Origin of the sequence: Pseudonocardia xishanensis (assembly GCF_039541715.1) — a bacterium.
Classification (GTDB): Bacteria; Actinomycetota; Actinomycetes; order Mycobacteriales; family Pseudonocardiaceae; genus Pseudonocardia; species Pseudonocardia xishanensis.
In genome coordinates, this window is sequence record NZ_BAABGT010000122.1 from 238,987 (window position 1) to 263,613 (window position 24,627).

The following is a 24,627-nucleotide window of genomic DNA, read 5'->3' on the forward strand; positions in this document are numbered from 1 at the left end:
GGTACGTGCGCATGGTCTGGGCCTTCTTCACCAAGCGTCTGCGTCTGTGGTTGGTCCTCGCGGTCGCCGTGCCGGTCGGCGGCTGGCTGCTGGGCCGGGTGGCGGACCTGATCGAGCGCCGGAGGGGTCCCAACCAGCTCAGCCGGACGATGCACCAGGCCCGCGGCTGGTTGCAGCGCCGTTCCCGCGGACCACTGGCCGCCCGCACCACCGAGAAGGACCGGCCCGCCCGGTAGAGGTGGGTGCCGCGACCCCTGGAAGGCCGCGGCACCCGGCAGCGCGTGTCCGCTCCCCAGCGACACGCGGTGTATCCGGTGTCTCGTTCCGTGAGGGACCATCGTTACCCCTCTCACACGAACGATCACCGCACGTCGTCAGAACTGATGAAGATCAGCGCTCGAAACTCGGTGTGGCGTCCCGGACGGCGTCGGTGCGGCCGTTCGGCTCCTCCCAGTCCTCCTGTCGTCCCAGGGCGGTGAGGTCCAGGAAGGCGTACGAGCCGCCCGTCCATCGGCTCCGCGGACGTACTGCGAGTAGGTGTGGAAGATCCGGTCGTCCACGCGCAGGAAGCAGGAGAGGCCGGGCTTCTCGCCCGTGACGTCGATCGGCCGGACGTTGTACTCCAGCAGCTCCGTGCGGGCCTTCGCCCACTCGTCGCGGGACACGATCTGCGGCAGGGGCATGGCTCCTCCTCGTCTCGGTTCCTGAGCTGTCGATCGCAAGCGCACCGAGAACTCATCGCGCTCGCGCCACGCCGGCGCCGGCGGGGCGGAATGTCGGGATTGCCGTGGAGCTCGCGCGGGGCCAGGGTGGAGAGCGTGAACGCCGACGTGATCGTCGTGGGGGCGGGCCTGGCGGGCCTGGTCGCCACCGCCGAGCTGGTGGCCGCGGGCAGGCGGGTCGTGGTCGTCGACCAGGAACCCCGGACGAACCTCGGCGGGCAGGCGTGGTGGTCCTTCGGCGGGCTGTTCCTCGTCGACTCCCCCGAGCAGCGCCGGATGGGTATCACCGACTCCGTCGACCTCGCACTGCAGGACTGGCTGGGCAGCGCGCAGTTCGACCGCGGGGTGGACGACCCGTCCGGGGAGGACTTCTGGGCACGGCAGTGGGCCACGGCCTACGTCGACTTCGCCTCCGGCGAGAAGCGCGCCTGGCTGCACGGGCTGGGCGTGCGCTGGTTCCCGCTGGTCGGCTGGGCGGAGCGGGGCGGCTACCTCGCGGACGGGCACGGCAACTCCGTCCCCCGTTTCCACGTCACCTGGGGCACCGGCCCGGGCCTGGTCGCCCCGTTCGCGCAGATCGTGAAGGACGGCGAGCGGGCCGGGCTCGTCGAGCTCCGCTTCCGTCACCGCGTGGACGCCCTGACCAGCACGGGTGGCACGATCACCGGCGTCTCCGGCGCGGTCCTGGAGCCGTCCGGCGCCGCCCGCGGGGTCGCGAGCTCGCGCACCGAGGTGGGCGCGTTCGACCTCTCCGCCCAGGCCGTGATCGTGACGTCCGGGGGCATCGGCGCGAACCACGACCTAGTCCGGGCGAACTGGCCCGCCCGCCTCGGCACGCCGCCCGACGAGATGGTCACCGGCGTCCCCGCACACGTCGACGGGCGGATGCTCGGCATCAGCGAGGCCGCGGGCGCGCGGCTGGTCAACCGGGACCGGATGTGGCACTACGTCGAGGGCATCCGCAACCACTCCCCCGTCTGGGCGGGCCACGGGATCCGGATCCTGCCGGGCCCGTCGTCGATCTGGCTGGATGCGACCGGCCGCAGGCTGCCCGCCCCGTACCTGCCGGGCTTCGACACCCTCGGCACGCTGGCCCACCTGCGCACGACCGGGCACGACCACTCGTGGTTCGTCCTCACCCAGAAGATCATCGAGAAGGAGTTCGCGCTCTCCGGCTCCGAGCAGAACCCCGACCTGACCGGCAAGGACGTCCGCGCGACCCTCGGCCGGATCCGCCCGGGCGCACCCGCCCCGGTGGAGGTGTTCAAGGAGCGCGGGGCGGACTTCGTCGTGGCCTCGACCCTCGCCGAGCTGGTCGACGGGATGAACAAGCTGACCCCGACCCCGCTGCTGGACGCGGCCGCGATCGAGCGTCAGATCGTCGCCCGGGACCGCGAGCTGGCCCACCCCTTCACGAAGGACGCGCAGGTCATGGCGATCCACAACGCCCGGCGCTACCGCGGGGACCGGCTCGGCCGCACCGCAGCGCCGCACCGCATCCTCGACCCGAAGGCCGGGCCGCTGATCGGCGTGAAGCTGCACGTGCTCACCCGGAAGACCCTCGGCGGGCTGCAGACCGACCTCAGCGGCCAGGTGCGCGGCCCGTCCGGCGACCCGGTGCCGGGTCTGTACGCCGCGGGCGAGGTCGCGGGGTTCGGGGGCGGTGGGGTGCACGGCTACCGCTCGCTGGAGGGCACGTTCCTCGGCGGGTGCCTCTTCGGCGGCCGCCAGGCGGGGCGAGCGGCTGGGCGGGCGACCGCGACTTGATTACAGTGTTGCAATGGCTGAACCCACGCTGCACGAGTGGGCGGGGGGCGACCCCGCCCTCCGCCGGCTGATCGACGCCTTCTACGACCGGGTCGAGCGGGACGACCTGCTCGGCCCGCTCTTCCCCGGCGGGGTGCACGAGAAGCACCGCAGCCACGTCACGACCTGGTGGATCGAGGTCTTCGGGGGCGCGCCGGGCTACACCGAGCAGCACGGCGGTTACCGGACGATGCTCGGCCACCACCGGAACCTCGGCCTCACCCCCGACCAGCGGTTCCGGTTCGCCTCGCTGATGAGCCTGGCCGCGGACGACGCGGGCCTGCCGGACGATCCCGAGTTCCGGGCGGCCTTCGTCGGGTACGTGGAGTGGGGGACCCGCCTGGCACTGGCGAACTCGCAGCCGGGGGCGGACGTCGTCGAGCAGGCGCCGGTGCCGCGCTGGGGGTGGGGCGTGGCCCCGCCCTACCAGCCCTGACCACCCGATCGAGGGATGCGGTGTTTCCGTACCGGTGTGGCGGGGTAGCCGAAACGTGATCGGTGCCGGTGACACTGGGGAGCGGAGCCGGTGCCGATCGAGGAACCGGGGACCCACCTCGCGCGCGCCACTGGGGAGCGTCGCGCGCAGCCCCGGAGGTGTTCGCGGCCCGGTCGGCTCGACGGCGGCCGGGCCGCACTCCGGCTCACGGTGCACGTGCATCGCGGGGACCTCGAGGCGGTCGTGGCCGACCACGCCGAGGACATCGTCGAGGACGTCGCGTACGCGTTCGCGCTGCTGCGGTGCGACACCCCGGAGGCCAGGCGCGAGCACCCGACCGGAGGCTGCGGCTCACCCTCGGCCTGCGCAGCGAGAGCGGCCGCCGGGTCGTCGTGCACGAGCACCACTCGTTCCCGCTGGACTGACCTGCCAGGGTGGACGCATGGCGTACGGCGACTTCCAGCTCGAGATCTATCTGGCGGGCACGCGCGGTCTGCTGCCCCGGTTCCCCGTGGACTTCGCCGGGATGGAGCGGCGCGCCGCGGAAGCGCTGCCGCCCTGGGTGCTGTCCTATGTGGCCGGTGGCGCCGGGGACGAGCACACCCAGCGCGCGAACGTCGCCGCGTTCGAGCGCTGGGGTCTGGTCCCGCGGATGATGCGGGCGGCCCGCGAGCGGGACCTGTCGACGGACCTGTTCGGCATCGACCTGCCGCACCCGCTGTTCCTGTGCCCGATCGGCGTGCTCGGGATCTGCTCGCAGGACCTGCACGGCGACCTGGCGACGGCCCGCGCCGCGGCCCGCACGGGCGTCCCGATGATCGCCTCGACGCTGTCGCAGGACCCCCTGGAGGAGGTCGCGAAGGCCCTCGGCGACACCCCCGGCTTCTTCCAGCTCTACACCCCGACCGACCGCGACCTGGCCGTCAGTCTGATCCAGCGCGCGGAACGGGCGGGCTTCCGGGCGCTGGTCGTCACGCTCGACACCTGGGTCACCGGCTGGCGTCCGCGCGATCTGAACACGGCGAACTTCCCGCAGCTGCGCGGCTACTGCCTGGCCAACTACACCTCGGACGAGGTGTTCCGCTCGCGGCTGAAGTCCACCGATCCGGCGGAGGCGGTGGGGCTGTTCGCGCAGGTCTTCGGACACCCCGTGACCTGGGACGACCTGGGCTGGATGCGCGAGGCGACCAGCCTGCCGATCGTCCTCAAGGGACTGAGCCACCCCGAGGACGTCCGGCGGGCGAAGGACCTCGGCGTCGACGGGATCCACTGCTCCAACCACGGCGGACGGCAGGCCAACGGCGGCGTGCCCGCCCTGCAGACCCTGCCCGGCGTCGTCGAGGCGGCCGGGGACACGCCGGTGCTGTTCGACTCCGGCGTGCGCAGCGGCACGGACGTCGTCAAGGCGCTCGCCCTGGGCGCCGCGGCCGTCGGCTCCGGCAGGCCGCACGCGTATGCGCTGGCCGTCGGCGGCGAGGACGGGGTGGTGCACCACCTGCGCTCGTTCCTCGCCGAGGCCGACCTGCTGATGGCCGTGGACGGCTACCCCGACCTCGCCGCCCTGCGCGCGGCCGGACTGACCAAGGTGGACTGATGGCCCGACTGCTCTACTCCGCGACCATGTCGCTCGACGGCTTCATCGCGGGCCCGGGCGGCGACATGTCCTGGCTGACCCCGCACGTCGGCGCCCCGAACCCGACGGCGGACCGGCTGCTCACGCGGATCGGCTGCCTCCTCGTGGGCAACCGGACCTTCGGCGGGGACGACCCGAACGCCGGGACGGACGCCGAGGGCGCCTTCGGCGGGCGGTACTCCGGCCCGGTCGTGGTGCTGACCCACCGCCCGTCGGCAACCCCGGGTGTGGTGTTCACCGACGACCTGCGCACCGCGATCCGGCTCTCCCGGGAGGCGGCGGGCGAGCGGTACGTGAACGTGCTGGGCGCGGACGTCGCGCGGCAGTGCCTGGAGATCGGCGAGCTGGACGAGATCCTGGTGTTCCTCGCGCCCGTGCTGCTCGGCGGCGGCACGCCCCTGTTCCGAGGCTCCCACCAGGTCGACCTGGTCCCGGTACCCGGCGAGTCGGCTCTCTGGTTCCGGGTCGCGACACCCGAGCCCGCGTGAGGCCGGCTCCTCGCACCCCACCCGACCTGGCCGGCAGCATCGGACAACCCCGTCAGCAGAGGAGACCACCGATGTACCTCCACCGCGCCGTGCCCAACCTGTCCGCCGCGGACCCGTCCACCGGCCACGGCTTCTACACCGACTACCTCGGCATGACTGTCGACTTCGACCTCGGCTGGGTCACCAGCTTCCGCTCGCCGACCAACCGACAGGTCCAGCTCAGTCTCGTCGGGCGGGACGCGACCGCCCCGGAGAACGCGCAGGTCAGCATCGGGGTGGACGACGTCGACGCCGCCTACGCCGAGGCCGTCGCCCGCGGCTACGAGATCGTCCACCCCCTCACCGAGGAGCCGTGGGGCATCCGGCGCTTCCTCGTCCGGGAGCCGCACGGCGCCGTGATCAACATGCTCCGCCACCGGGACTGACGCGCGTGGCAGGCGTCCTCCTCGTGCTCGTCGTGGTCGCGCTCGTCCTGGGCTTCCTGGTCTGGGCCGCTCGCCGGGTGCGGCGCCGAGCGGGCGGCGGGTCGCTGATGAACCCGTTCGACGAGATCTGGCACCCGATCGCCCACCACGCCCGACTGACGGTGGAGGTGCAGGACGAGCTCCCCGCCCCGGCCCCGCTGCCGGGCGACGACCCACCGTCGGGGTCCACCGACCATCGGTGAGCGCGCCGCCGGCAGGCCCGGTAGCGCTCATTCGTCCAAGCCACGACAGGCCGGGCTCGCTACGTTCGACCGATGACGCAGCCAGTCGCACGGCCCCCGGTCCACCTCGCGCCCGACGACGGACGCCGGTACGACATGGGCCGCCTCACCGCGGTCTTCAAGGCCGACGGCGCCGAGACCGCCGACCGCTACTCGATCTCGGAGTGGTGGCTCGAGCCGCACACGGAGGGCCCGGGAAGGCACACCCACCCGGAGGACGACGTCTTCTACGTCCTCGACGGCACGCTGACCTTCCTCGTCGGCGACGAGTGGATCGAGGCGCCGAAGGGGTCGTTCGTGCTCGCCCCGGGCGGCACACCCCACGACTTCCGCAACGCCACCGACGAACCGGCCGGCGCCCTCAACCTCTCCGTCCCCGGTGCCTTCGAACAGCGCATGCCCGGCATCGCGGAGTGGTTCCGCGCCCGCGATCGCTGACGCCGGCGAGGCTCACGCCGCGCCGTTGGCGGCCCCCGACGCGATGCTGTCGGAGGCGGGACGAGCGGTCGGTCGTGACGTGCTCTGATGTCATGGCGGACAGCACGGACGGAGGCGGTGCCGAGATGACGACGAGGCGAGCGGTCCCCACGCAGGACGAGGTGCTCGGGTACTTCAGCGCGCTGTCGAACTGGGGGCGCTGGGGTGAGGACGACGAGCGCGGAACGCTGAACCACATCACCGACGCGGTCCGGTTGGCGGCGGCGCGGGCCGTGCGGCACGGCAGGAGTGTGTCGTGCGCCTGGGAGGTCGCCGTCCCGGAGGACATGGAGCGGTCGACGACCTCCTGCCCGTGCGCTGCCGACATGCCCGGCGCCGAGCACATGCCCGCCGCGTTCCACGCCGACCGGCGCTGGGGATTCTCCCACGAGCGGCTCGGCCTCCTGTTCCACGGCAACACGATCACCCACGTCGACTCGCCGTGCCATCTCTTCTGGGACGGCGCGATGTACAACGGGCGGCCCCACTCGCTGGTCGACGCCACCACGGGATCGGCGTGGGCGGCCGTCACGGCGGCGGCGGACGGGATCGTCACGCGCGGCGTCCTGCTGGACGTCGCGCGGGTCCGCGACGTGCCGTGGCTGGAACCGGGTCAGGGTGTGTTCCCCGAGGACCTCGAGGAGGCCGAGCGCCGCCAGGGCGTGCGGGTACGGCCCGGCGACGCGGTGCTCCTGCGGACCGGCCATGGCTGCGCCCGGCACGGGGGAACCGGGAGCGGTGGGATCGAGCAGGCCGGCTGGCACGCGTCCTGCCTGCCCTGGCTGCGGCAGCGGGAGGTCGCGCTGATCGGCGCCGACACCCCGCAGGACGTCCAACCCTCCGGGTACGACGACGTGTTGATGCCGGTGCACGCCGTCGGCCTCGTCGCGATGGGTCTGTGGCTGCTGGACAACTGCGATCTGGAGCGATGCGCGCGGACGGCGGCCGAGCTCGCCCAGTGGGACTTCCATCTCTCCCTCGCCCCGGTCCGCTTCGCAGGCACGTCGGGCAGCCCGGTCAACCCGATCGCCACCTTCTGACCCCGGGAGCGCTCTGACGTCGTGGCCCCCCGACCAGCGCGGACCCTGCTCCCTGCGAGCAACGGGGCACGCATGCGGCGCGGCGCTCGCCGCGATCGGCGAGGTGCCCCCGGTGGGATTCGAACCCACACTGTGACCCTTTTAAGGGGCCTGCCTCTGCCGGTTGGGCTACGGGGGCGCGGCACTCACCCTAAGGCCGCGCCACGGACGCCTGCGGCCCGGCCGAGCGTCCGAGAGGGAACGATGTCGAGATCCGGGCTGCGGCTCCGACCGGGGATGCGAGAGGGTCGCACCCGAGCGGCCCACGAGAGGAGCCACCGGTGAAGTACATGCTGATGATCTACGACAACCCCGAGACGCGCGCGGTGTTCTTCGGCGACGAGGGCGCACCGCTGATGGCCGAGATGGACGCGATCATGGCGGAGCTCCAGGAGTCCGGCGAGCTCGTCACGACGCACGCGCTGGCGGACCCGGCGAGCACCAAGGTCGTCCGCACCGGGCCGGTCGTCACCGACGGGCCGCTCGCGGAGGCCAAGGAGCACTTCGGCGGGTTCCTGATCGTGGACGTCGAGTCCGAGGAGCGGGCGGTCGAGATCGCCGCGCGCTGGCCCAAGGTGAACACGCCGATGGAGGTCCGACCGCTCCTGGGCGACGGCGGGGACGTGTGACCGCCCGCGTCGAGGACCTGCTGCGCGAGCTGGCGCCGCAGGTCCTCGGCGCGCTCGTCCGCAGGCACCGGCAGTTCGACCTGTGCGAGGACTCCGTGCAGGAGGCGCTGCTGGCGGCCGCGCAGCAGTGGCCGACCGACGGCGTGCCGGACAATCCGCACGGCTGGCTCGTCACCGTCGCGAACCGCAGGCTGATCGACGCCGTCCGCAGCGAGTCCGCGAGCCGGGCCCGGGAGGAGCGGCTGGCCCTGTTGGAGCCGCCCCCCGCCGACACCCCCGACACCGACGACACCCTCACGCTGCTGGCGCTGTGCTGCCATCCCGCGCTGTCCCCGCCGTCGCAGATCGCGCTGACCCTGCGCGCGGTCGGCGGACTGACCACCGCGGAGATCGCCGCGGCCTTCCTGGTTCCCGAGGCGACGATGGCGCAGCGGATCAGCCGCGCCAAGAAGACGCTGCGGGACAAGGGCTTCGACACCCCGGGCGACGTCCACCAGGTGCTCTACCTGATCTTCAACGAGGGCTACACCGCGTCCGCGGGCGCCGACCTGGCCCGCGCCGACCTCAGCGCCGAGGCCATCCGGCTGACCCGGCTGCTGCACCGCCTCCGTCCCGAGGACGACGAGGTCACCGGTCTGTTGGCCCTGATGCTGCTGACCGACGCCCGTCGCCCCGCCCGCACGGACGCCGCCGGTGAGCTGGTCCCGCTGGCCGACCAGGACCGGACGCGCTGGGACCGGACCCAGATCGCGGAGGGCACGGCGCTCGTCGCCGAGGCGCTGGGGCACGGCCCGCTCGGCGCCTACCAGCTGCAGGCCGCGATCGCCGCGGTCCATGCGGAGGCGGGGAGTGCCGAGGACACCGACTGGCGGCAGATCGTGGGCCTCTACGAGCTGCTGGACCGGATCGCGCCGAGCCCGGTGGTCACGCTGAACCACGCCGTCGCGCTCGCCGAGCTGCGCGGACCGGACGCCGGGCTCGCCCTGCTGCGCGACCTCGACCTGCCCGGCCACCGCCTCCACGCCGTGCGCGCCCACCTGCACGAACGCGCCGGGCGCCCGGCGGAGGCCCGTGCGGACTACGTCACCGCGGCCGCCCTCACCCGCAGCCTGCCGGAGCGGCGCTACCTCGAACGGCGGGCCGCCGCCCTCGCCGCGGGCTGACCGCCCGCACCGCGGACGGCCCCGGGGAACGCCGACGGCGCCCGTCCCCGGTGAGGGAGCAGGCGCCGCAGGGGGTCGAGCGGGCCGATCTGCTCGGCCCGCTCACTCGTCAGGAGGCCTTGGCGTCCGCCTCCTGCGCGACCGTCGACGGCAGCGGGGTCACCGTGCCGCCGGAGATCCGGGCGAACTCCGCCTTCGGCTCGTGGATCTGGCCCAGCGCGACGACCTCGCGGCCCATCAGCAGCGCCGTGGTCCAGTCCACGACGATGCGGAAACGGCGGTTCCAGGTGGGCATCCGCGACACGTGGTACGTGCGGTGCATGAACCACGCCGGGAAGCCCTTGAGCTTGATCCCGTAGACCTGCGCCACGCCCTTGTACAGCCCCAGCGAGGCCACCGACCCCGCGTAGCTGTGCTTGTAGGGCTTGAGCGATGCGCCGTTCAGGTGGGCGATGATGTTGTCCGCCAGCACCTTCGCCTGCCGCACCGCGTGCTGGGCGGACGGGCTGGTGCGGGCGTTCGGGTCGTCCTTGGTCAGGTCCGGGATCGAGGCGCAGTCGCCCGCGCTGAACACCCCGGTCAGACCGTTCACGGTCAGGTCGGCCGCGCACTCGACGTGCCCGCGCGGGCCGCGCGGCAGGTCGGTCTGCTCCAGCATCGGGTTCGGCTTGACCCCGGCGGTCCAGACGACCGTGTCCGCGCCGAACCGCTGCCCGTCCGAGAGCTCGACGTTCCCGCCGACCATCGACTCGACGCGGGTCTCCAGCAGGACCTCGATGCCGGCGTCGAGCAGGCGGCGCACGGTGTACGCGCCCATCTTCGGACCGACCTCGGGCATGATCCGGTCCATCGCCTCGACCAGCACCCAGCGCAGGTCGCCCGGGACGATGCTCCCGTAGTAGCGGGTGGCGTAGCGGGCCATGTCCGCGAGCTCGGCGAGCGCCTCGACGCCCGCGTACCCGCCGCCCACCACGACGAAGGTCAGCAGCCGCCTGCGCAGCTCCTCGTCGTCCGTGGTGGCGGCCGCGTCCAGCCGCGACAGCACGTGGTTGCGCAGGTAGATGGCCTCGCCGACGGTCTTGAAGGCGATGCCCTGCTCCGGCAGGCCGGGGACGGGGAGCGTCCGGGCGACCGAGCCGGGGGCGACGACGAGGACGTCGTACGGCAGGGTCGTGATGCCACCCGCCGCCGTCTCGACGGTGACCTTCTTCTGCACGTCGGAGATCGCGGTGACCCGGCCGGTCAGCACGTGGCAGCCGCGCAGCACCTTGTGCAGCGGGACCACGACGTGGCGCGGCTCGATCGAACCGGCGCTCGCCTCGGGGAGGAACGGCTGGTAGGTCATGTGGGACTGGGGGTCGATGACCGTGATGTCCGCCCGCCCGCGGCGCAGCTTCTTCTGCAGCCGCAGAGCGGTGTACATGCCGACGTAGCCGCCGCCGACCACCACGATTCGTTGCGCGTGCGCCATGCCCTCATTGGTACTCCGAAGGCGTAAGTGGCGCGCCCCCGATCAGGGTCTTTCGCCCTGGATCACATGAGACCTGCCGCACGTCCGGCCGCGCCGAGGACCTCCTCGAGCATCGCGGGGGTCAGCCTGCCGGTGAAGGTGTTCTGCTGCGAGACGTGGTAGCTGCCGAAGACGTGCAGGTCACCCAGCTGGACGTGCGCCCCGTGGCCGAACCTCGGACGCGGGCTGGGCAGGTCGCCGAGCAGCGGCAGGACCGCCTGCCAGCCGAAGGCCCCCAGGACGACGACGGCGCGCAGGGTCGGGCGCAGCAGGGCGAGCTCGGACTCCAGCCAGTGCCTGCAGGCGTCCCGCTCCTCCGGGGTGGGTTTGTTGGCGGGCGGGGCACAGTGCACGGGCGCGGTGATCCGGGTGCCGCGCAGGGTGAGCCCGTCCCCGGCGTGCACCGACGTCGGCTGCGACGCCAGCCCGACGGCGTGCAGCGCGGCGTAGAGGACGTCCCCGGACCGGTCCCCGGTGAACATCCGGCCGGTGCGGTTGGCGCCGTGCGCGGCGGGGGCGAGCCCGACGATCAGCAGGCTCGCGTCCGCCGGGCCGAAGCCGGGCACGGGCCGCCCCCAGTAGGTCCACTCCCGGTAGGCCGCCCGCTTCTCGCGGGCGACCTGCTCGCGCCACGCGACGAGCCGCGGGCAGGCGACGCAGTCCGCCACCGCGGCGTCGAGGGCGGCGATGCTCGGCTCCATCGGGCTCAGGCGATCGACCGGGCGATCCCGTCCAGGATGTCGTGCTCGCTGACGATCATGCGGTCGATGCCCGCCTTGGCGTGGAACTCGTCCGCCAGGGCCTCGACGACCAGCGCGCCCGCACCGATGACGTCCACCCGGCCGGGGTGCAGCGCCCCCAGCTTCTCCCGCTCGGGGCGCGGGCTGGTGATCAGCATCTGCGCGACGCGATGGACGTCCTGCCTGGTCAGGACGGACAGGTGCACGCGCTCCGGGTCGTACTTCGGCAGGTCCTGTGCGATCCCGGACAGCGTGGTGATCGTCCCGGCGACCCCGACCCAGGTCCGCACGCCCTCGACGGGGACCTCGCGGAAGGCGTCCTCCAGGATGGCGTGGGCGATCTCGCGCGCCTTCTCCACGTCCGACGCCGCGGGCGGGTCGCCGGGCAGGCACCGCTCGGTCAGCCGGACCGACCCGACGTCCACCGACCGCGCCGCCCGCACGCCGTCCGCCGCCGTCCCGACGACGACCTCGGTGGAGCCGCCGCCGACGTCGGTGACCACGAAGGGCCCGTCATCCGGGTCGAGGTCGCCGACCGCGCCCTGGAAGGACAGCCGGGCCTCCTCGTCCCCGGAGATGACCTCGGCCTCGATCCCGAGGGTGTCACGGACCATCCCGAAGAAGTCCTCGCGGTTCTCCGCGTCCCGGGTCGCCGAGGTCGCGACCATGCGGATGCGCTCGACGCCCTTGCGCCGGACCGCCGTCGCGTAGTCCACCAGCGCGACGCGGGTGCGCTCCAGCGCCTCCGGGTCCAGCCGCTTCGTGGCGTCCACCCCCTTGCCGAGCCGGACGATCCGCATCTCCCGGTGCAGGTCGCGGAGGTCCTTCGTGCCGTCGAAGCTCTCGGTCACGTCGGCGATCAGCAAACGGATCGAGTTGGTCCCACAGTCGATGGCGGCCACCCGGGACATACGTGCTCCTCGCGGTCGGGGTCCTACCCCGCCACCGTAGCGGTGGGGTCGGGGAGGCGCCGTCGGCATTACCCTCGGGTAGGTGTCCGTTCCTCCCAGCGTGGTGAGCACGCACGACGTCACCAACCAGGTCCCGCCGCTGGCCGGGTTCGACCCGCTGGCCTGCGATCCGGCGCTGGCCGACGCGCTGCGGCGCGAGGGCGCGGCGCCCGACCTCGGGGTGCTCGCCACGGCCGTCGGATCGGCGGAGTACCGGGAGCAGGCGCGGCTGGCGAACGTGCACGAGCCCGTCCTGCACACCCACGACCGCTACGGACACCGGATCGACGAGGTCGAGTTCCACCCGTCCTGGCACGCGCTGATGCGGCTGTCGGTGGAGCACGGGCTGCACGGGACCCCGTGGGCGACGGGCGAGCACGTCACCCGCGCCGCAGGGTTCTACCTGGTCAGCACGCTGGAACAGGGCCACTGCTGCCCCATCTCGATGACGTATGCGGCCGTGCCCCCACTGCGCGGGACCTCGTTCGCCGACGGCCTGACCACACGCGTCTACGAGCCCGGGCTCGCGCGCGACAAGCGCGGCCTGCTGGCCGGGATGTCGATGACCGAGAAGCAGGGCGGCTCGGACGTCCGCACCGGCACCACCCGCGCGACCCCGCAGCCGGACGGGACGTACACCCTCGTCGGGCACAAGTGGTTCACCTCGGCACCGATGAACGACCTGTTCCTCACCCTGGCCCAGGCCCCCGGCGGGTTGACCTGCTTCGTCCTGCCCCGGGTGCTGCCGGACGGCACCCGCAACGCGCTGCGCATCCAGCGGCTCAAGGACAAGCTGGGCAACCGGTCGAACGCCTCGGCCGAGCTCGAGTACGCCGACGCCGTCGGGTGGCGGGTCGGGGACGAGGGCCGCGGCGTCGCGACGATCATCGAGATGGTCTCGATGACCCGGCTGGACTGCGTGCTCGGCGCGGCCGGGACCACCCGCGCGGCGTTGTCCGAGGCGGCCCACCACGTCGCGCACCGCTCCGCGTTCGGCGCGCGGCTGGCCGACCAGCCGCTGATGCAGGCCGTCGTCGGGGAGCTGGCGGTGGAGTCCGAGGCGGCGACCACGCTCGCGATCCGGCTGGCCGGCGCCGTCGAGCGGGGCGAGACCGCGTTCCTGCGGCTCGCCCTGCCCGCGGCGAAGTACCTCGTCTGCAAGCGGACCTCGGCGGTGGTCGGCGAGGCCCTGGAATGCCTGGGCGGCAACGGCTACGTCGAGGAGTCGCCGATGCCGCGGCTGTTCCGGGAGAGCCCGCTGAACTCGATCTGGGAGGGCTCCGGGAACGTCACCGCGCTGGACCTGCTGCGCGCGCTGTCCCGCTCGCCGGAGTCCGTCGACGCGGTGCTGGACGAGATCGCCCTCGCCCAGGGCGCGGACGCCCGCTTCGACCGGGCGTCGACCGTGTTGCGCACCGAGCTCCAGCACGCCGAGCCCCGCCGCGCGCGCAGGCTGGCCGAGCTCATGGCGCTGTGCCTGCAGGGCTCGCTGCTGCTGCGCACCGCGCCCGTCGAGGTCGCGGACGCCTTCCTCGCAGGCCGCCTGCACCCCGACGGCCCCTGGCGCACGGCGGGCACCCTCCCCGACGGCGTCCCCGCCAAGCCACTGCTGGACCGCGTCACCCCCGCAGTCGGCTGAGCAGGACGCCGGCCACGGCGGCGGGCTGCTCCTCCTCGGCGCTCAGGCGCAGTCGGTGCCGGTCCACCAGTCGCCGAGCAGGACCAGCGCCTCGTCGCCGAAGGGGTTCACTCCCGGGCCCTTCGCCAGCGAGTGGGCGACGTGGACGTGCAGGCACTTGACCCGTTCCGGCATCCCACCCGCGCTGACCGCCGTGCCCAGCGACTCGATCGCGTCCCGTTCGGCCAGGTAGGACTCGTGCGCGCGGCGGTAGCGGGCCGCGAGCTCGGGGTCCTCCGCGAGCCGGTCCGTCATCTCCCGCATCAGGCCGGACGCCTCGAGGGTGCCGATCCTCGACGCCAGCCGCGGGCACGTCAGGTAGAACATCGTGGGGAACGGGGTGCCGTCCGGCAGCCGCGGCGCGGTCTGCACCACGTTCGGGTGCCCGGACGGGCAGCGGGCCGCCACCGCCAGCATCCCGCGCGGGGCGCGGCCCAGCTGTCCCTCGATCGCGTCCCGGTCGGCGGTGGTCACCGTGCTCATGCCGACCAGTGTCCCAGGACGGATCAGCGGGGCGCGCCCTCGGTGACATCGCTCCACAGGGTGCGGTACCAGGGCGTGGCCCGGCGGGCGGCCTCGACCTCCTCGGCCGTGGGCGTGTTCGGCAGTTCGACGACGTACGGCACCTCGCCCGGGCGCACGTAGCCCAGCCGCGACCGGGCCTCGGCCGCCACCTCGTCCGGGTTGGACAGCCGGGCCCGCTTGTCGGTGAGGTCCTGGACCTCCGCCTGCAGCGCCTGCTGCTGGGCGGTGACGGCCGCGAGCTCCTGCCGCTGCGCCACGTAGTTGCGCAGCGGCACGGCCACGGTCAGCGCCAGCGCGCAGACCACGATCGCCAGGATCGCGGCGCGCCGGGTGGAGGACAGCCCGAGCTTGGCCGTGGTGGCCGCCACGACCCCGCCCGCCCGGGTCCTACTGCGGGTGAGCTGCGGTTCCCGGGTACGCCGCGTGGCCGCGGGGCGCGCACGCCCCGCGGCCTTCGGCGCGCGTTCCCGGGAGGCGGGCACTCAGCTGCCCGGGGTGTACCGCGGGAAGGCCAGCTCGCCCGCGTAGCGGGCCGCGTCCCCGAGGCCCTCCTCGATGCGGAGCAGCTGGTTGTACTTGGCGACCCGCTCCGACCGCGCCGGGGCGCCGGTCTTGATCTGCCCGCACCCGGTGGCGACGGCGAGGTCCGCGATGGTCACGTCCTCGGTCTCGCCGGAGCGGTGGCTCATCATGCAGCGGTAGCCGTTGTTGTGCGCCAGGGTCACGGCGTCCAGCGTCTCGGACAGCGTGCCGATCTGGTTGACCTTGACCAGCAGCGCGTTCGCGGCGCCGCGGTCGATGCCGTCCTCCAGCCGCTCGGGGTTGGTGACGAACAGGTCGTCCCCCACGAGCTGGACCTTGTCGCCGATGGCCTCGGTGAGCGAGACCCAGCCGTCCCAGTCGTCCTCGTCCAGCGGGTCCTCGATGGAGACGAGCGGGTACGAGCCGATCAGCTCGGCCCACACCTTCGCCATGTCCGCCGAGGAGAGCTGCTTGCCCTCGTAGCTGTAGACGCCCTCGGAGTGGAACTCGGTGGCCGCCACGTCCATGGCGAGCACCACGTCCGTGCCCAGCGAGAAGCCCGCCTTGCCGATCGCGGAGGCGATCAGGTCCAGGGCGCCCTTGGTGCCGCCCGGCACGTCCGGGGCGAAGCCGCCCTCGTCCCCCAGGCCGGTGGCCAGGCCCTTCTCCTTCAGCACCGCCTTGAGCGCGTGGTAGATCTCCGCGCCCCAGCGCAGCGACTCCCGAAAGGACTCCGCGCCGATCGGGGCGACCATGAACTCCTGCACGTCCACCGAGGTGTCCGCGTGGGCCCCGCCGTTGAGGATGTTCATCATCGGGACCGGCAGCACGTGCGCGTTCGGTCCGCCGATGTAGCGGTAGAGCTCCAGCCCGGACGACTCGGCGGCGGCCTTGGCCACCGCGAGCGACACGCCCAGCAGCGCGTTCGCGCCGAGCCGGGACTTGTCCGGGGTGCCGTCCAGGTCCACCAGGCGCTGGTCGACCAGACGCTGGTCCACCGCGTCCATCCCGGTCAGCTCCGGGCCGATCTCGTCCAGCACCGCTGCGACGGCCTTCTCGACGCCCTTGCCGCCGTACCGCTTCGGGTCCCCGTCGCGGAGCTCGACGGCCTCGTGCTCGCCCGTCGACGCGCCGGACGGCACCGCCGCACGCTCCAGCGTCCCGTCGTCCAGCGCGACCTCGACCTCGACCGTGGGGTTCCCCCGCGAGTCGAGGATCTCGCGTGCGCCGACCTGCTCGATGACCGCCACCCAGTCACTCCTGTTCTCGGGTCCGCCGGATCTCGCGGGCCAGCGTAACCACCCCGCCCGACGATGCGGTCGGCGAACCGCCGACGTCACGCCCCTTGTCCACGGGTCGGCCCCATGTCAAGCCTCGCGATCGCCGCGCGCGGGCTTTACCGTGGACAGGACCATGACGAGCCAGCCTGCAGGTCCAGCCCCCAGGCCGTCGGCGAACCGGGTGTTCCAGGGGTTCCGCCGGGCGGAGCGGCTGCTGGCCGAGAACCGTCCCCTCGACGCGCTCCAGGCACTCTCCCCCGCCCTGGAGAGCCAACCGAACGACGCGTCGGTGCACCTGCTGGCGGGCCGCGCCTACCTCGACTCCGCCCAGCTGCACCGCGCGGAGCAGGCGTTCACCCGAGTGCTGGAGCTCGATCCCGCGGACCACTACGCGCGGTTCGCGCTCGGCAAGGCGCTGCAGCGGCAGGGCAGGCTCGGTGAGGCGAAGGGCCAGCTGCACCTGGCCGTGGTGATGGACCCGCGCCCCGAGTACCAGGAGGCGCTCGGCGAGGTGCGGGCCCGGATCGCGTCGATCACCGACTGAGCACACTTGGCGGGAGAACTCGCTCAAATAGGACAAATCGTCACCTGACCTGCGAAGACGCGTCTACCCGTCCTCCGCGGGAGAAGCTAGCCTCACCTCTGTCCGCTGAGCCTTCCCTCAGCGATCAGAGGAGGTACGGGTGCTGGGCAATGCGCTGATCGGGCTGCGCGAAGGGCTCGAGGCCTCGCTGGTCGTCAGCATCCTGGTGGCCTTCCTCGTCCGCACGGACCGGCGCCGCGAGCTGCCGAAGGTGTGGGCGGGTGTCGCGTTCGCGATCCTGGTCAGCGTCGGGGTCACCCTCGGGCTGACCCTCGCCGAGCAGGCGCTGACCTTCGAGGCGTCGGAGACCCTCGGCGGGTCGCTCTCGATCATCGCGGTCGCGTTCGTCACCTGGATGATCTTCTGGATGCGCTCGAACGCGCGGGCCCTGAAGTCCGAGCTCGAGGGCAGGCTCGAGCAGGCCATCTCGATGGGTCCCGCCGCCGTCGTCGTCATGGCCACGCTGGCCGTCGGGCGCGAGGGGCTGGAGACCGCGGTCTTCTTCTTCGCCGCCGCCCAGGCCGCGGGGGAGACGGCGCAGCCGCTGATCGGCTTCCTCGTCGGCATCGCGATCTCCATCGTCATCGCCTGGGCCATCTACAAGGGCGCCATGCGCATCAACCTGGCGAAGTTCTTCACCGTCACCGGGTTCTTCCTGATCTTCGTCGCGGCCGGGATCCTGGCCTACGGAGTGCACGACCTGCAGGAGGCCGGGGTCCTGCCCGGTCTGAGCACGCTGGCGTTCGACGTCAGCGCCGCGATCCCCCCGGACTCCTGGTACGGGACCCTGCTCAAGGGGATCTTCAACTTCTCGCCGCAGACCACGGTCCTGGAGGCCGTGGTGTGGGGCGCGTACGTCGCCGTCGTCCTGACGCTGTTCCTGTCGCCCCAGCGCACGCGGTCCACCACCTCGACCTCCGCGTGACCTCACCCAGTTCGTCGATGAGGAGTAGAACCATGTCCCGCAGGATCCCCGGCGTCGTGCTGACGGCAGGCGCCGCCCTGCTGCTCGCCGGTTGTACGTCGACCGCGCAGCCGCCCGCCGCCGAGGGTGGCGGCGGCCCGATCACCGTGACGGCCTCCGACACGGCCTGCCAGGTCTCCGCCGTCGAGGCGCCCGCAGGCAACATCAGCTTCACGATCAAGAACTCCGGCACCAAGGTCACCGAGTTCTACCTCTACGGCACCGGCGACCGGATCATGGGCGAGGTCGAGAACATCGGGCCGGGGCTGTCCCGCGACCTGCTGGTCGAGGTACCGGACGGCGGCGCCTACACCACCGCCTGCAAGCCCGGCATGGTCGGCGACGGCATCCGCGGCGCCTTCACCGTCACCGGCACCGCCCAGCGCTCCACCGACCAGAACGCCCAGCTCGCCGAGGCCACCGCCGGGTACACCCGGTACGTGACCTCGCAGATCGAGGCGCTGGTGGCGAAGAACACGGAGTTCACGACGGCCATCAAGGCCGGGGACGTCGAGCAGGCCAAGGCGCTGTACCCGGTCTCGCGCACCTACTGGGAACGGATCGAGCCCGTGGCCGAGTCCTTCGGCGACCTCGACCCGAAGATGGACGGACGCGAGGACGACGAGCGGGACCCGGGCGTGGCGTTCACCGGCTACCACCGCCTGGAGAAGGACCTGTGGGTGGACGGCCTGCAGCCGGACTCCGCGGCCATCGCCGACCAGCTCGACGCGGACATCGCCGACCTCCAGAACCGGGTGAAGACGATCGAGCTCACCCCCGTGCAGCTCGCCAACGGCGCCAAGGAGCTGCTCGACGAGGTCGCCACCGGCAAGATCACCGGTGAGGAGGACCGCTACTCCCACACCGACCTCTGGGACTTCAAGGCCAACGTCGAGGGCAGCCAGGCCTCCGTCGCCGCGCTGCGCCCGGTGATCGACGCGAAGGACCCGAGCCTGGGCCCGATCCTCGACCAGCGCTTCGCCGCGGTCGAGACGCTGCTCGAGGGCTACCGCGCGCCGGACGGCGGCTTCGTCCTCTACACGCAGCTCACCGAGGCGGACACCAAGAAGATGACCGACGCCGTCGACGCGCTCGCCGAGCCCATCTCGCAGGTCGCGGGAGTCGTCACGTCATGAGCTCCACCCGGCCCCCGCAGACCGAGACCCCGCCCGTCGATCCCCCCGTGTCCGATCCCCCCGTGTCCGATCCGCCGGGCTCCGGTGGCGGGATGTCGCGGCGACGGCTCATCGGGTACGCGGGGGCCGGGGTCGCGCTCGCCGGTGCGGGTGCGGCCGTCGGGTACGGGGTCGCGTCCTCCGGCTCGCCCGCGACGCCGGGTGTGGTGCCGTTCCGCGACACCCACCAGGCCGGGATCATCACCCCGGCCCAGGACCGGCTGCACTTCGTCGCGATGGACCTGACCAGCACGGACCGCGCCGAGATCCAGCGGCTGCTGCAGAAGTGGACCTCGGCCGCGGAGCGGATGACGCTCGGTGAGGAGACCACCGAGAACGGCGCCGTCGGGCTGAACAAGTACGCGCCGCCCGCGGACACCGGGGAGGCGCTGGGGTTGCCCGCGGCGTCGCTCACCCTGACCGTCGGGTTCGGGGCGTCGTTCTTCGAGAAGCTGGGCATGCCGGTGCCGCCCGGGCTCGCTCCCCTGCCGACGTTCACCGGCGACCGGCTCGACCCCGCCAAGTCCGGCGGCGACATCTGCCTGCAGGCCTGCGCGGACGACCCCCAGGTCGCCGTGCACGCCATCCGCAACCTCGTGCGGATGGGCTTCGGGACGACCTCGGTGCGCTGGTCGCAGCTCGGCTTCGGCCGGACCTCCTCGACGTCCACCACCCAGGACACCCCCCGGAACCTGTTCGGCTTCAAGGACGGCACGAACAACCTCAAGGCCGAGGAGCCGTCGTTGCTGGACCAGCACGTCTGGGTGTCCGACGGGCCGGACTGGCTGGTCGGCGGCACCTACCTGGTGGCGCGGCGGATCCGGATGCACATCGAGATCTGGGACCGCACGTCGCTCGACGAGCAGGAGCAGATCGTGGGGCGGACCAAGGGCGTGGGGAACGCGTTCGGACAGCAGGGCGAGTTCGACCAGGCCGACCTCTCCGGGACCACCATCCCGGTGGACGCGCACATCCGGCTGGCCTCCTCCGAGTCGCTGAACGGGGTCAAGATCCTGCGCCGGGGCTACAACTTCGTCGACGGCACGGACGGCTTCGGCCGCCTGGACGCGGGCCTGTTCTTCCTCGCGTTCATGAACAACCCGCAGACCCACTTCGTGCCCATGCAGAGCGCACTGGCCCGCAACGACAAGATGATGGAGTACCTGGAACACAACGGTTCCGCGGTCTTCGCCATCCCCCCGGGCCTCGGCCAGAACGAGTACTGGGCACACCAGCTCTTCCAGTGACTCACTCCCGACACGCGAGTCGCCGGTTCCGACACGGGAGTCGGACGGTGGCAGGGGGGCCCGTCGCCTGCCCGTCGTCAGGCGGGGGACGCGGCGGAGGCGTACCGGTCGGCCGCGGCCCACACCCGCTGGGCGTAGGCGACGGAGCGGTTGTAGGCCAGCACCCCGTCCCACCACCCGGCCCCGTCGGCGACGTCCCGGTCCGCGGTGCAGAGGTAGGCCGCGGCGGCGCGGGCGGCCGCGTCGATGTCCTGCGGATCGCCCCGCCCGAAGCGCTCCCACGTCTGCGGCAGGAACTGCATCGGCCCGACGGCCCTGTCGTACGTCGGGTCCCCGTCCAGCGTGCCGCCGTCGGTGTCGGCGATCTCCCGGGTGCCGCTGCTCCCGTCGAGCGGGATCCCCACGATCGCCGGCTGCGCGACGCCGTCGACCAGCGACGATCCGTGTATCCGGGCGTGGTCGGACTCGATGCGGCCGATGCCCGCGAGCGTCGCCCAGGAGAGGTTGCAGCCCGGCGTCGCGGTGCGTTGGGCGAGCTCCGCGGCGGCGTAGGCCGCCAGGACGCGCTCCGGGATCCCGACGGCGTCGGCCCGGTCGGCGGCCCAGGCCGCCGGATCCGCCTCGGCCGGGACGGCGGGCGCGGGGGTCGCGGGCGTACCCCGGGCGACGGGGCCGCGCCCCGGCTCCCGCTCCGAGGTGCCGAGCCCCGCGATCCCCAGCACCAGCAGCCCGACCGCGGTGAGCACGCCGAGCAGGATCGCGAAGGGCCGCATGACGTCGACGCTACGGATCGGAGCTGAGAGCGGTCTGAGCCGGCGTGTCCGACTCGCACGTCGAGAGTGGTGGGACTCGCGGGGTTCGCGGCCGGGAGAGGGGGACTCGCGGGCGGGAAGGGGGTCAGGCGGGCCAGGTGCGGCGCCAGGTCTGCTCGTCCAGCGCGTGCACGTCCGTGCCCTCGGTGGCCGCCGCCCGTTCCGCCTCGCGGACCTGCTCGGCGAAGGCCTTCGCCGTCGTACGGAGTGCGGACTCGGGGTCCTCGCCCGCGCGGACCGCGTCCGCGATGCGGCGGAAGAGGTCCTCCCCCACGCCCGCGCCCTCGGGGAGCAGGTCGGCGGGCAGGCCCGCGCGGCGGGTGCGGGAGACGAGCTTGGCCGCCAGCGCGACGGCTGGCTGGCCCAGCGGAACACCGTCCACCGAGGACGCGCGCTGCTTCTCCGCGCGCTTCAGCTCCTCCCAGCGCCCCTCCTGGGCGGCGGCGGTGTCCACGCGCTCCGAGCCGCCGAACACGTGCGGGTGCCGACCGACCAGCTTCGCGACGAGGCCGTCGGCGACGTCGTCGATCGTGAAGGGAGCCGGGTCCTCCGCTGCGACCCGAGCGTGGAACAGCACCTGGAGCAGGACGTCCCCGAGCTCCTCGCGCATGTCGACGCGGTCGCCGTCCTCGATGGCCTGGTAGAGCTCGTAGCACTCCTCGACCAGGTACTTCAGCAGCGTCTCGTGGGTCTGCGCGGCGTCCCACGGGCAGCCCCCGGGCGAGCGCAGCCGGTCCATGACGGCGACGGCGTCCAGCAGGGCGGAACCCGCGGGCTCCGGGGTGGGCAGGCCGCCCGGCTCGAGGGTCAGGACCACCGAGTCCGGCGCGGGATCGGCGGGCAGCGGGGTCGCCCCGGCCGCGGCGGCGAGGTCCGCGGGGACCGACGGATCGGCGTGGACCGCGGACGCGGCGCGCAGCGCGGGCAGCGCGGCGGCGGGCAGGACCGCTCCGAGCCTGCGGGACAGGGTGATCACCGTGGGAGCCACGACTCCAGTCTCCCAGCCCCGATCCCCGGCCCGGGAGGCCGTCAGGACGGCGAGAGCACCGAACCGGACTCCTGGCCCGGCGCGACGACGGCCATCCGCACCGGGTCCCACACCCCGAACCTCGGGTTGACCTCGACGGGGCCGCCCTCGGGCTGGGCGAGCCGCTCGCCGATCGAGGCGAGCGTGCTGCGGTCGATGGTGCCGCCCGCGGGGGCCCCGTCGGCTGCGGCGTCCGTGGTGCGCTGGGCGACCCGCACCACCAGCCAGAACCCCTGCCCCGGCGAGGGCTGGAAGCTCACGACGCTGCCGGCGGGCACACCGAACACGACGGTCGTCGCGGAGTCCGGATCGGTGGCGGCACGGTAGGTCTGGCCCGCCTGTCCGCTGCGCGGATCGGCGAGCAGGCGGTCGGCCTCGGGGCCGCCCGCGGCGAGCACGCGGGCCTTGGCGTCCGCGTCCTCGCGGGAGGTGGCGGCGGCGACGTCCACGGTCACGGCGAGCCGGTCCACGTACTTCTCGGCCAGCGCGATCGCGAGCTCCCGGTCCCGGGCGCGCTCGCGCAGCGCCTCGCCGGTGAACAGGATGCGGTCCAGGCGCAGGCTCTGGTCGTCCTGGTTGGCCAGCGCCGCGTCGACCGCGTCCTCACCGACGGAGACGCCCGCCCGGGCGGCGGCGGACGCCAACAGCTCGTGGGTGGTCTCCCGGCTCACCACGTACCGGGCGATGTCGGAGTCGGCGACGTCCTGGCCCGCCTGCGCGGTGATGTCGGCGCGGTGCGCCAGCGCGAGGTCGATCGAGGACTGCACGTCCGCGAGCGCCACCGTGCGGTCCCCGACGATCATCGCCGAGCCGACCTGACTGGGCGCACCACATCCCGCGAGCACGGCCACCACGAGCGCCGCGCCGCCACCGAGCCTGGTCAGGCGTCCGATTCCCACGCGGACACCCTCTCACGCCCGCGTGGGCTGGATCACCCCACCCGGACGACGACGGTGTCGCACACCTTGTCGGCGAAGGTCTGGCGCCGCTCGTCCCACAGCGGCCAGAGGTAGCCGAGGTAGAAGGGGAGGCTGTCGAGGACGTGCGCGAGCTGGCGCCCCAGCGTGGGCCAGAAGCCCAGCGGGCCGCCGTCCCGCAGCCGGACGAGCCGGGTCCCCATGACCTGCTTGCCCAGGCTCTGCCCGGTCCGCCCCTGCCGGTAGCAGGAGTTCCACAACGCGAACGCGAACGCGGCGACGTAGCAGACCGAGGCCACGATCAACACGACGTCGAGGCTGCCGAACAGGACCGACAACGCGCCGACGCCGGCGATCACTCCCGGGATCAGCCCGTCGATCAGCGCGGAGCCGACCCGAGCACCCCAGGGCGCGTAGTCCGGGATGGGGAGCGGCGGGAACTGCGGCGACGGGTAGGGAGCGTAACCCGGGGCCTGGCCGTACTGAGGGTACTGGCCGTACTGCGCGTACCCGGGCGCCTGGCCGTACTGCGCGTACCCCGGCGCCTGGCCGTACTGCGGGTGGCCGGGCGCCGGGTAGGGCTCGCCGTAGGGCTGCTGGGGCGGCGTGACGGTCATCGGTGCCCTCCGGGGCGCGGGGCGCCTCGGTCGGGCGCGGACACCGATCTCACGCGCGGCCCCCGGTCGGCGTTAACCGGTGTCGGGCGATCGCCGGACCGCCCGGTGCCCGGTGCTGCCCTACCGTCGAACGGGCCCGGTGCCTGCGGACCACCGCCCCGCAGGTGCCGGGCCCTCTAGGCTCACCCGGTGCCGAACCGCCTGGCGAACATCGTCGTCGACAGTGCCGATCCCGCTGCGCTCGGTCGGTTCTGGTCCGGGTTGCTGGACTGGCCGATCGGCTTCGAGACCGCGGACGAGGTCTGCGTGCGCTCCCCCACCGCGCCGCACGAGTTCGACCTCGTGTTCGTCCCGGTACCCGAGCCGAGGACCGGGCGGAACCGGGTGCACCTCGACCTGGCGAGCGCGAGCCCCGCCGAGCAGCTCGCCCTGGTCGAACGGGCCGTCGAGCGGGGCGGGCGCCCCGCGGACGTCGGGCAGGACGGGGTGCCGTGGATCGTGCTCGCCGATCCCGAGGGCAACGAGTTCTGCGTGCTGGAGCCGCGGGAGGTCTACCGCGACACCGGTCGGATCGCGGCGGTCGTCGCCACGAGCCCCGATCCGGGCGCCGCGGCGGAGTTCTGGTCGGCGGCCCTGGACCGGCCCCGCTCGGAGTACGGCGTGGTGCCCGGGCCCGGCCTGCCGCACCTGGAGTTCCTCCCGGGTGCCCCCAAGACGGTCAAGGACCGGGTGCACGTGGACCTGCTCCCCGAGGACCGCGAGCAGGCCGTCGCGGCGCTGCTCGGGCTCGGGGCGCACCGCGTCGACCTCGGAGGCGGGGACACACCCTGGACCGTCCTGGCCGACCCGACGGGCGGGGAGTTCTGCGTGCTCGCCGCCCGCGAGCCGAGAAGCTGACGGGAACCCCGGCCGCGCAGTGGGTCGGGTTCGTCAGCAGGCTC

The 24,627-nt window shown here is 73.3% G+C and carries 29 protein-coding genes and 1 tRNA gene; 18 read left to right on the forward strand and 12 right to left on the reverse strand.

What is annotated here, in order from left to right; all coding sequences use genetic code 11:
• The first annotated feature begins 5 nt into the window (after window positions 1–5).
• Complete coding sequence (locus ABD993_RS35115) at window positions 6–236, forward strand: hypothetical protein (RefSeq protein ID WP_345428247.1); 231 nt, start codon at window positions 6–8, stop codon at window positions 234–236.
• A gap of 138 nt (window positions 237–374) precedes the next feature.
• On the opposite strand, the gene ABD993_RS35120 is transcribed toward ABD993_RS35115, so the two are convergent.
• Entirely contained in the window at window positions 375–683 is a 309-nt protein-coding gene (locus tag ABD993_RS35120) for a DUF899 family protein (RefSeq protein ID WP_345428258.1), read from the reverse strand.
• A 90-nt stretch (window positions 684–773) separates the two neighbouring features.
• On the opposite strand from ABD993_RS35120, the gene ABD993_RS35125 reads away from it, so the two are divergent.
• From ABD993_RS35125 to ABD993_RS35165, 9 genes are all read left to right on the forward strand, one after another.
• A complete protein-coding gene (locus tag ABD993_RS35125; protein WP_345428267.1) occupies window positions 774–2,489 on the forward strand; it encodes an FAD-binding dehydrogenase in 1,716 nt (571 codons plus the stop codon).
• A gap of 13 nt (window positions 2,490–2,502) precedes the next feature.
• Window positions 2,503–2,964 (forward strand): group II truncated hemoglobin, encoded by a 462-nt coding sequence (locus tag ABD993_RS35130; protein ID WP_345428277.1) that lies wholly within the window; start codon window positions 2,503–2,505, stop codon window positions 2,962–2,964.
• A gap of 302 nt (window positions 2,965–3,266) precedes the next feature.
• Entirely contained in the window at window positions 3,267–3,389 is a 123-nt protein-coding gene (locus tag ABD993_RS35135; RefSeq protein WP_345428284.1) for a hypothetical protein, read from the forward strand.
• 17 nt (window positions 3,390–3,406) lie between these two features.
• Entirely contained in the window at window positions 3,407–4,558 is a 1,152-nt protein-coding gene (locus ABD993_RS35140) for an alpha-hydroxy-acid oxidizing protein (RefSeq protein WP_345428290.1), read from the forward strand.
• The gene (locus ABD993_RS35145; protein WP_345428297.1) at window positions 4,558–5,085 is read left to right on the forward strand and encodes a dihydrofolate reductase family protein; all 528 of its coding nucleotides are present in this window, start codon (window positions 4,558–4,560) and stop codon (window positions 5,083–5,085) included. The genes ABD993_RS35140 and ABD993_RS35145 overlap by 1 nt, the downstream gene beginning before the upstream one ends.
• Window positions 5,086–5,156: 71 nt before the next feature.
• On the forward strand, window positions 5,157–5,510 hold the full coding sequence (locus ABD993_RS35150; protein WP_345428304.1) for a glyoxalase superfamily protein: 354 nt from the start codon (window positions 5,157–5,159) through the stop codon (window positions 5,508–5,510).
• Window positions 5,511–5,515: 5 nt separating this feature from the next.
• Entirely contained in the window at window positions 5,516–5,752 is a 237-nt protein-coding gene (locus ABD993_RS35155) for a hypothetical protein (RefSeq protein ID WP_345428312.1), read from the forward strand.
• Between the two features lie 72 nt (window positions 5,753–5,824).
• Window positions 5,825–6,229 carry a cupin domain-containing protein gene (locus ABD993_RS35160; RefSeq protein WP_345428320.1) on the forward strand — a complete coding sequence of 135 codons (405 nt, stop codon included), beginning with the start codon at window positions 5,825–5,827 and terminating at the stop codon, window positions 6,227–6,229.
• 125 nt (window positions 6,230–6,354) lie between these two features.
• Window positions 6,355–7,308, forward strand: a complete 954-nt coding sequence (locus tag ABD993_RS35165; protein ID WP_345428329.1) for a cyclase family protein — start codon at window positions 6,355–6,357, stop codon at window positions 7,306–7,308.
• A 104-nt stretch (window positions 7,309–7,412) separates the two neighbouring features.
• Here the strand turns inward: ABD993_RS35165 and ABD993_RS35170 are convergent.
• Window positions 7,413–7,486: transfer RNA gene (locus ABD993_RS35170), tRNA-Leu, on the reverse strand.
• Window positions 7,487–7,637: 151 nt separating this feature from the next.
• Between ABD993_RS35170 and ABD993_RS35175 the strand changes: the two genes are divergently transcribed.
• On the forward strand, window positions 7,638–7,976 hold the full coding sequence (locus tag ABD993_RS35175; RefSeq protein WP_345428630.1) for a YciI family protein: 339 nt from the start codon (window positions 7,638–7,640) through the stop codon (window positions 7,974–7,976).
• Window positions 7,973–9,139 (forward strand): RNA polymerase sigma factor, encoded by a 1,167-nt coding sequence (locus ABD993_RS35180; protein WP_345428337.1) that lies wholly within the window; start codon window positions 7,973–7,975, stop codon window positions 9,137–9,139. Before ABD993_RS35175 ends, ABD993_RS35180 begins: the two co-directional genes overlap by 4 nt.
• 109 nt (window positions 9,140–9,248) lie before the next feature.
• Here ABD993_RS35180 and ABD993_RS35185 read toward each other — a convergent pair whose 3' ends face one another.
• From ABD993_RS35185 to ABD993_RS35195, 3 genes are all read right to left on the reverse strand, one after another.
• Window positions 9,249–10,610 carry an NAD(P)/FAD-dependent oxidoreductase gene (locus ABD993_RS35185; RefSeq protein ID WP_345428346.1) on the reverse strand — a complete coding sequence of 454 codons (1,362 nt, stop codon included), beginning with the start codon at window positions 10,608–10,610 and terminating at the stop codon, window positions 9,249–9,251.
• A gap of 62 nt (window positions 10,611–10,672) precedes the next feature.
• Complete coding sequence (locus tag ABD993_RS35190) at window positions 10,673–11,350, reverse strand: uracil-DNA glycosylase (RefSeq protein WP_345428354.1); 678 nt, start codon at window positions 11,348–11,350, stop codon at window positions 10,673–10,675.
• A 5-nt stretch (window positions 11,351–11,355) separates the two neighbouring features.
• Window positions 11,356–12,300, reverse strand: a complete 945-nt coding sequence (locus ABD993_RS35195; RefSeq protein WP_345428363.1) for a Ppx/GppA phosphatase family protein — start codon at window positions 12,298–12,300, stop codon at window positions 11,356–11,358.
• 82 nt (window positions 12,301–12,382) lie between these two features.
• Here ABD993_RS35195 and ABD993_RS35200 point away from each other — a divergent pair, with 82 nt between their 5' ends.
• A complete protein-coding gene (locus ABD993_RS35200) occupies window positions 12,383–13,978 on the forward strand; it encodes an acyl-CoA dehydrogenase family protein (protein ID WP_345428371.1) in 1,596 nt (531 codons plus the stop codon).
• Between the two features lie 42 nt (window positions 13,979–14,020).
• Here ABD993_RS35200 and ABD993_RS35205 read toward each other — a convergent pair whose 3' ends face one another.
• The 3 genes from ABD993_RS35205 to eno are packed head-to-tail and all read right to left on the reverse strand — an operon-like array spanning window position 14,021 to window position 16,314.
• A complete protein-coding gene (locus ABD993_RS35205) occupies window positions 14,021–14,500 on the reverse strand; it encodes a DUF501 domain-containing protein (RefSeq protein ID WP_345428380.1) in 480 nt (159 codons plus the stop codon).
• A 23-nt stretch (window positions 14,501–14,523) separates the two neighbouring features.
• The gene (locus ABD993_RS35210; RefSeq protein WP_345428387.1) at window positions 14,524–15,024 is read right to left on the reverse strand and encodes an FtsB family cell division protein; all 501 of its coding nucleotides are present in this window, start codon (window positions 15,022–15,024) and stop codon (window positions 14,524–14,526) included.
• Entirely contained in the window at window positions 15,025–16,314 is a 1,290-nt protein-coding gene (eno, locus tag ABD993_RS35215; RefSeq protein ID WP_345428393.1) for a phosphopyruvate hydratase, read from the reverse strand.
• Window positions 16,315–16,477: 163 nt separating this feature from the next.
• Between eno and ABD993_RS35220 the strand changes: the two genes are divergently transcribed.
• From ABD993_RS35220 to efeB, 4 genes are all read left to right on the forward strand, one after another.
• Entirely contained in the window at window positions 16,478–16,888 is a 411-nt protein-coding gene (locus ABD993_RS35220) for a tetratricopeptide repeat protein (RefSeq protein WP_345428398.1), read from the forward strand.
• 139 nt (window positions 16,889–17,027) lie between these two features.
• On the forward strand, window positions 17,028–17,852 hold the full coding sequence (gene efeU / locus ABD993_RS35225; RefSeq protein WP_345428403.1) for an iron uptake transporter permease EfeU: 825 nt from the start codon (window positions 17,028–17,030) through the stop codon (window positions 17,850–17,852).
• Between the two features lie 32 nt (window positions 17,853–17,884).
• On the forward strand, window positions 17,885–19,027 hold the full coding sequence (gene efeO, locus ABD993_RS35230) for an iron uptake system protein EfeO (RefSeq protein ID WP_345428412.1): 1,143 nt from the start codon (window positions 17,885–17,887) through the stop codon (window positions 19,025–19,027).
• Between the two features lie 92 nt (window positions 19,028–19,119).
• Window positions 19,120–20,313, forward strand: coding sequence for an iron uptake transporter deferrochelatase/peroxidase subunit (gene efeB, locus ABD993_RS35235; RefSeq protein ID WP_345428632.1), 1,194 nt, complete (start codon window positions 19,120–19,122; stop codon window positions 20,311–20,313).
• A gap of 77 nt (window positions 20,314–20,390) precedes the next feature.
• On the opposite strand, the gene ABD993_RS35240 is transcribed toward efeB, so the two are convergent.
• The 4 genes from ABD993_RS35240 to ABD993_RS35255 all read right to left on the reverse strand — a co-directional run bounded on the left by ABD993_RS35240 (window position 20,391) and on the right by ABD993_RS35255 (window position 23,686).
• Window positions 20,391–21,086 (reverse strand): lysozyme family protein, encoded by a 696-nt coding sequence (locus ABD993_RS35240; RefSeq protein ID WP_345428419.1) that lies wholly within the window; start codon window positions 21,084–21,086, stop codon window positions 20,391–20,393.
• A 124-nt stretch (window positions 21,087–21,210) separates the two neighbouring features.
• On the reverse strand, window positions 21,211–22,113 hold the full coding sequence (locus ABD993_RS35245; RefSeq protein WP_345428426.1) for a nucleoside triphosphate pyrophosphohydrolase: 903 nt from the start codon (window positions 22,111–22,113) through the stop codon (window positions 21,211–21,213).
• Between the two features lie 41 nt (window positions 22,114–22,154).
• Window positions 22,155–23,051 (reverse strand): hypothetical protein, encoded by an 897-nt coding sequence (locus ABD993_RS35250; RefSeq protein WP_345428430.1) that lies wholly within the window; start codon window positions 23,049–23,051, stop codon window positions 22,155–22,157.
• 32 nt (window positions 23,052–23,083) lie between these two features.
• Window positions 23,084–23,686, reverse strand: a complete 603-nt coding sequence (locus tag ABD993_RS35255) for an RDD family protein (protein WP_345428434.1) — start codon at window positions 23,684–23,686, stop codon at window positions 23,084–23,086.
• A 189-nt stretch (window positions 23,687–23,875) separates the two neighbouring features.
• Between ABD993_RS35255 and ABD993_RS35260 the strand changes: the two genes are divergently transcribed.
• On the forward strand, window positions 23,876–24,583 hold the full coding sequence (locus ABD993_RS35260; RefSeq protein ID WP_345428437.1) for a VOC family protein: 708 nt from the start codon (window positions 23,876–23,878) through the stop codon (window positions 24,581–24,583).
• Window positions 24,584–24,627: the final 44 nt, after the last annotated feature.

Bases quoted from the DNA above. Each gene is read 5' to 3' on its own strand.
- ABD993_RS35205 (WP_345428380.1), bottom strand. From the start codon at position 14,500: ATGAGCACGGTGACCACCGCCGACCGGGACGCGATCGAGGGACAGCTG.
- ABD993_RS35130 (WP_345428277.1), top strand. From the start codon at position 2,503: ATGGCTGAACCCACGCTGCACGAGTGGGCGGGGGGCGACCCCGCCCTC.
- ABD993_RS35160 (WP_345428320.1), top strand. From the start codon at position 5,825: ATGACGCAGCCAGTCGCACGGCCCCCGGTCCACCTCGCGCCCGACGAC.
- ABD993_RS35165 (WP_345428329.1), top strand. From the start codon at position 6,355: ATGACGACGAGGCGAGCGGTCCCCACGCAGGACGAGGTGCTCGGGTAC.
- efeB (WP_345428632.1), top strand. From the start codon at position 19,120: ATGTCGCGGCGACGGCTCATCGGGTACGCGGGGGCCGGGGTCGCGCTC.
- ABD993_RS35145 (WP_345428297.1), top strand. From the start codon at position 4,558: ATGGCCCGACTGCTCTACTCCGCGACCATGTCGCTCGACGGCTTCATC.
- ABD993_RS35255 (WP_345428434.1), bottom strand. From the start codon at position 23,686: ATGACCGTCACGCCGCCCCAGCAGCCCTACGGCGAGCCCTACCCGGCG.
- ABD993_RS35120 (WP_345428258.1), bottom strand. From the start codon at position 683: ATGCCCCTGCCGCAGATCGTGTCCCGCGACGAGTGGGCGAAGGCCCGC.
- ABD993_RS35150 (WP_345428304.1), top strand. From the start codon at position 5,157: ATGTACCTCCACCGCGCCGTGCCCAACCTGTCCGCCGCGGACCCGTCC.
- efeO (WP_345428412.1), top strand. From the start codon at position 17,885: ATGTCCCGCAGGATCCCCGGCGTCGTGCTGACGGCAGGCGCCGCCCTG.
- ABD993_RS35195 (WP_345428363.1), bottom strand. From the start codon at position 12,300: ATGTCCCGGGTGGCCGCCATCGACTGTGGGACCAACTCGATCCGTTTG.
- ABD993_RS35125 (WP_345428267.1), top strand. From the start codon at position 774: ATGTCGGGATTGCCGTGGAGCTCGCGCGGGGCCAGGGTGGAGAGCGTG.
- ABD993_RS35185 (WP_345428346.1), bottom strand. From the start codon at position 10,610: ATGGCGCACGCGCAACGAATCGTGGTGGTCGGCGGCGGCTACGTCGGC.
- ABD993_RS35140 (WP_345428290.1), top strand. From the start codon at position 3,407: ATGGCGTACGGCGACTTCCAGCTCGAGATCTATCTGGCGGGCACGCGC.
- ABD993_RS35190 (WP_345428354.1), bottom strand. From the start codon at position 11,350: ATGGAGCCGAGCATCGCCGCCCTCGACGCCGCGGTGGCGGACTGCGTC.
- ABD993_RS35220 (WP_345428398.1), top strand. From the start codon at position 16,478: ATGACGAGCCAGCCTGCAGGTCCAGCCCCCAGGCCGTCGGCGAACCGG.
- ABD993_RS35240 (WP_345428419.1), bottom strand. From the start codon at position 21,086: ATGCGGCCCTTCGCGATCCTGCTCGGCGTGCTCACCGCGGTCGGGCTG.
- ABD993_RS35175 (WP_345428630.1), top strand. From the start codon at position 7,638: ATGCTGATGATCTACGACAACCCCGAGACGCGCGCGGTGTTCTTCGGC.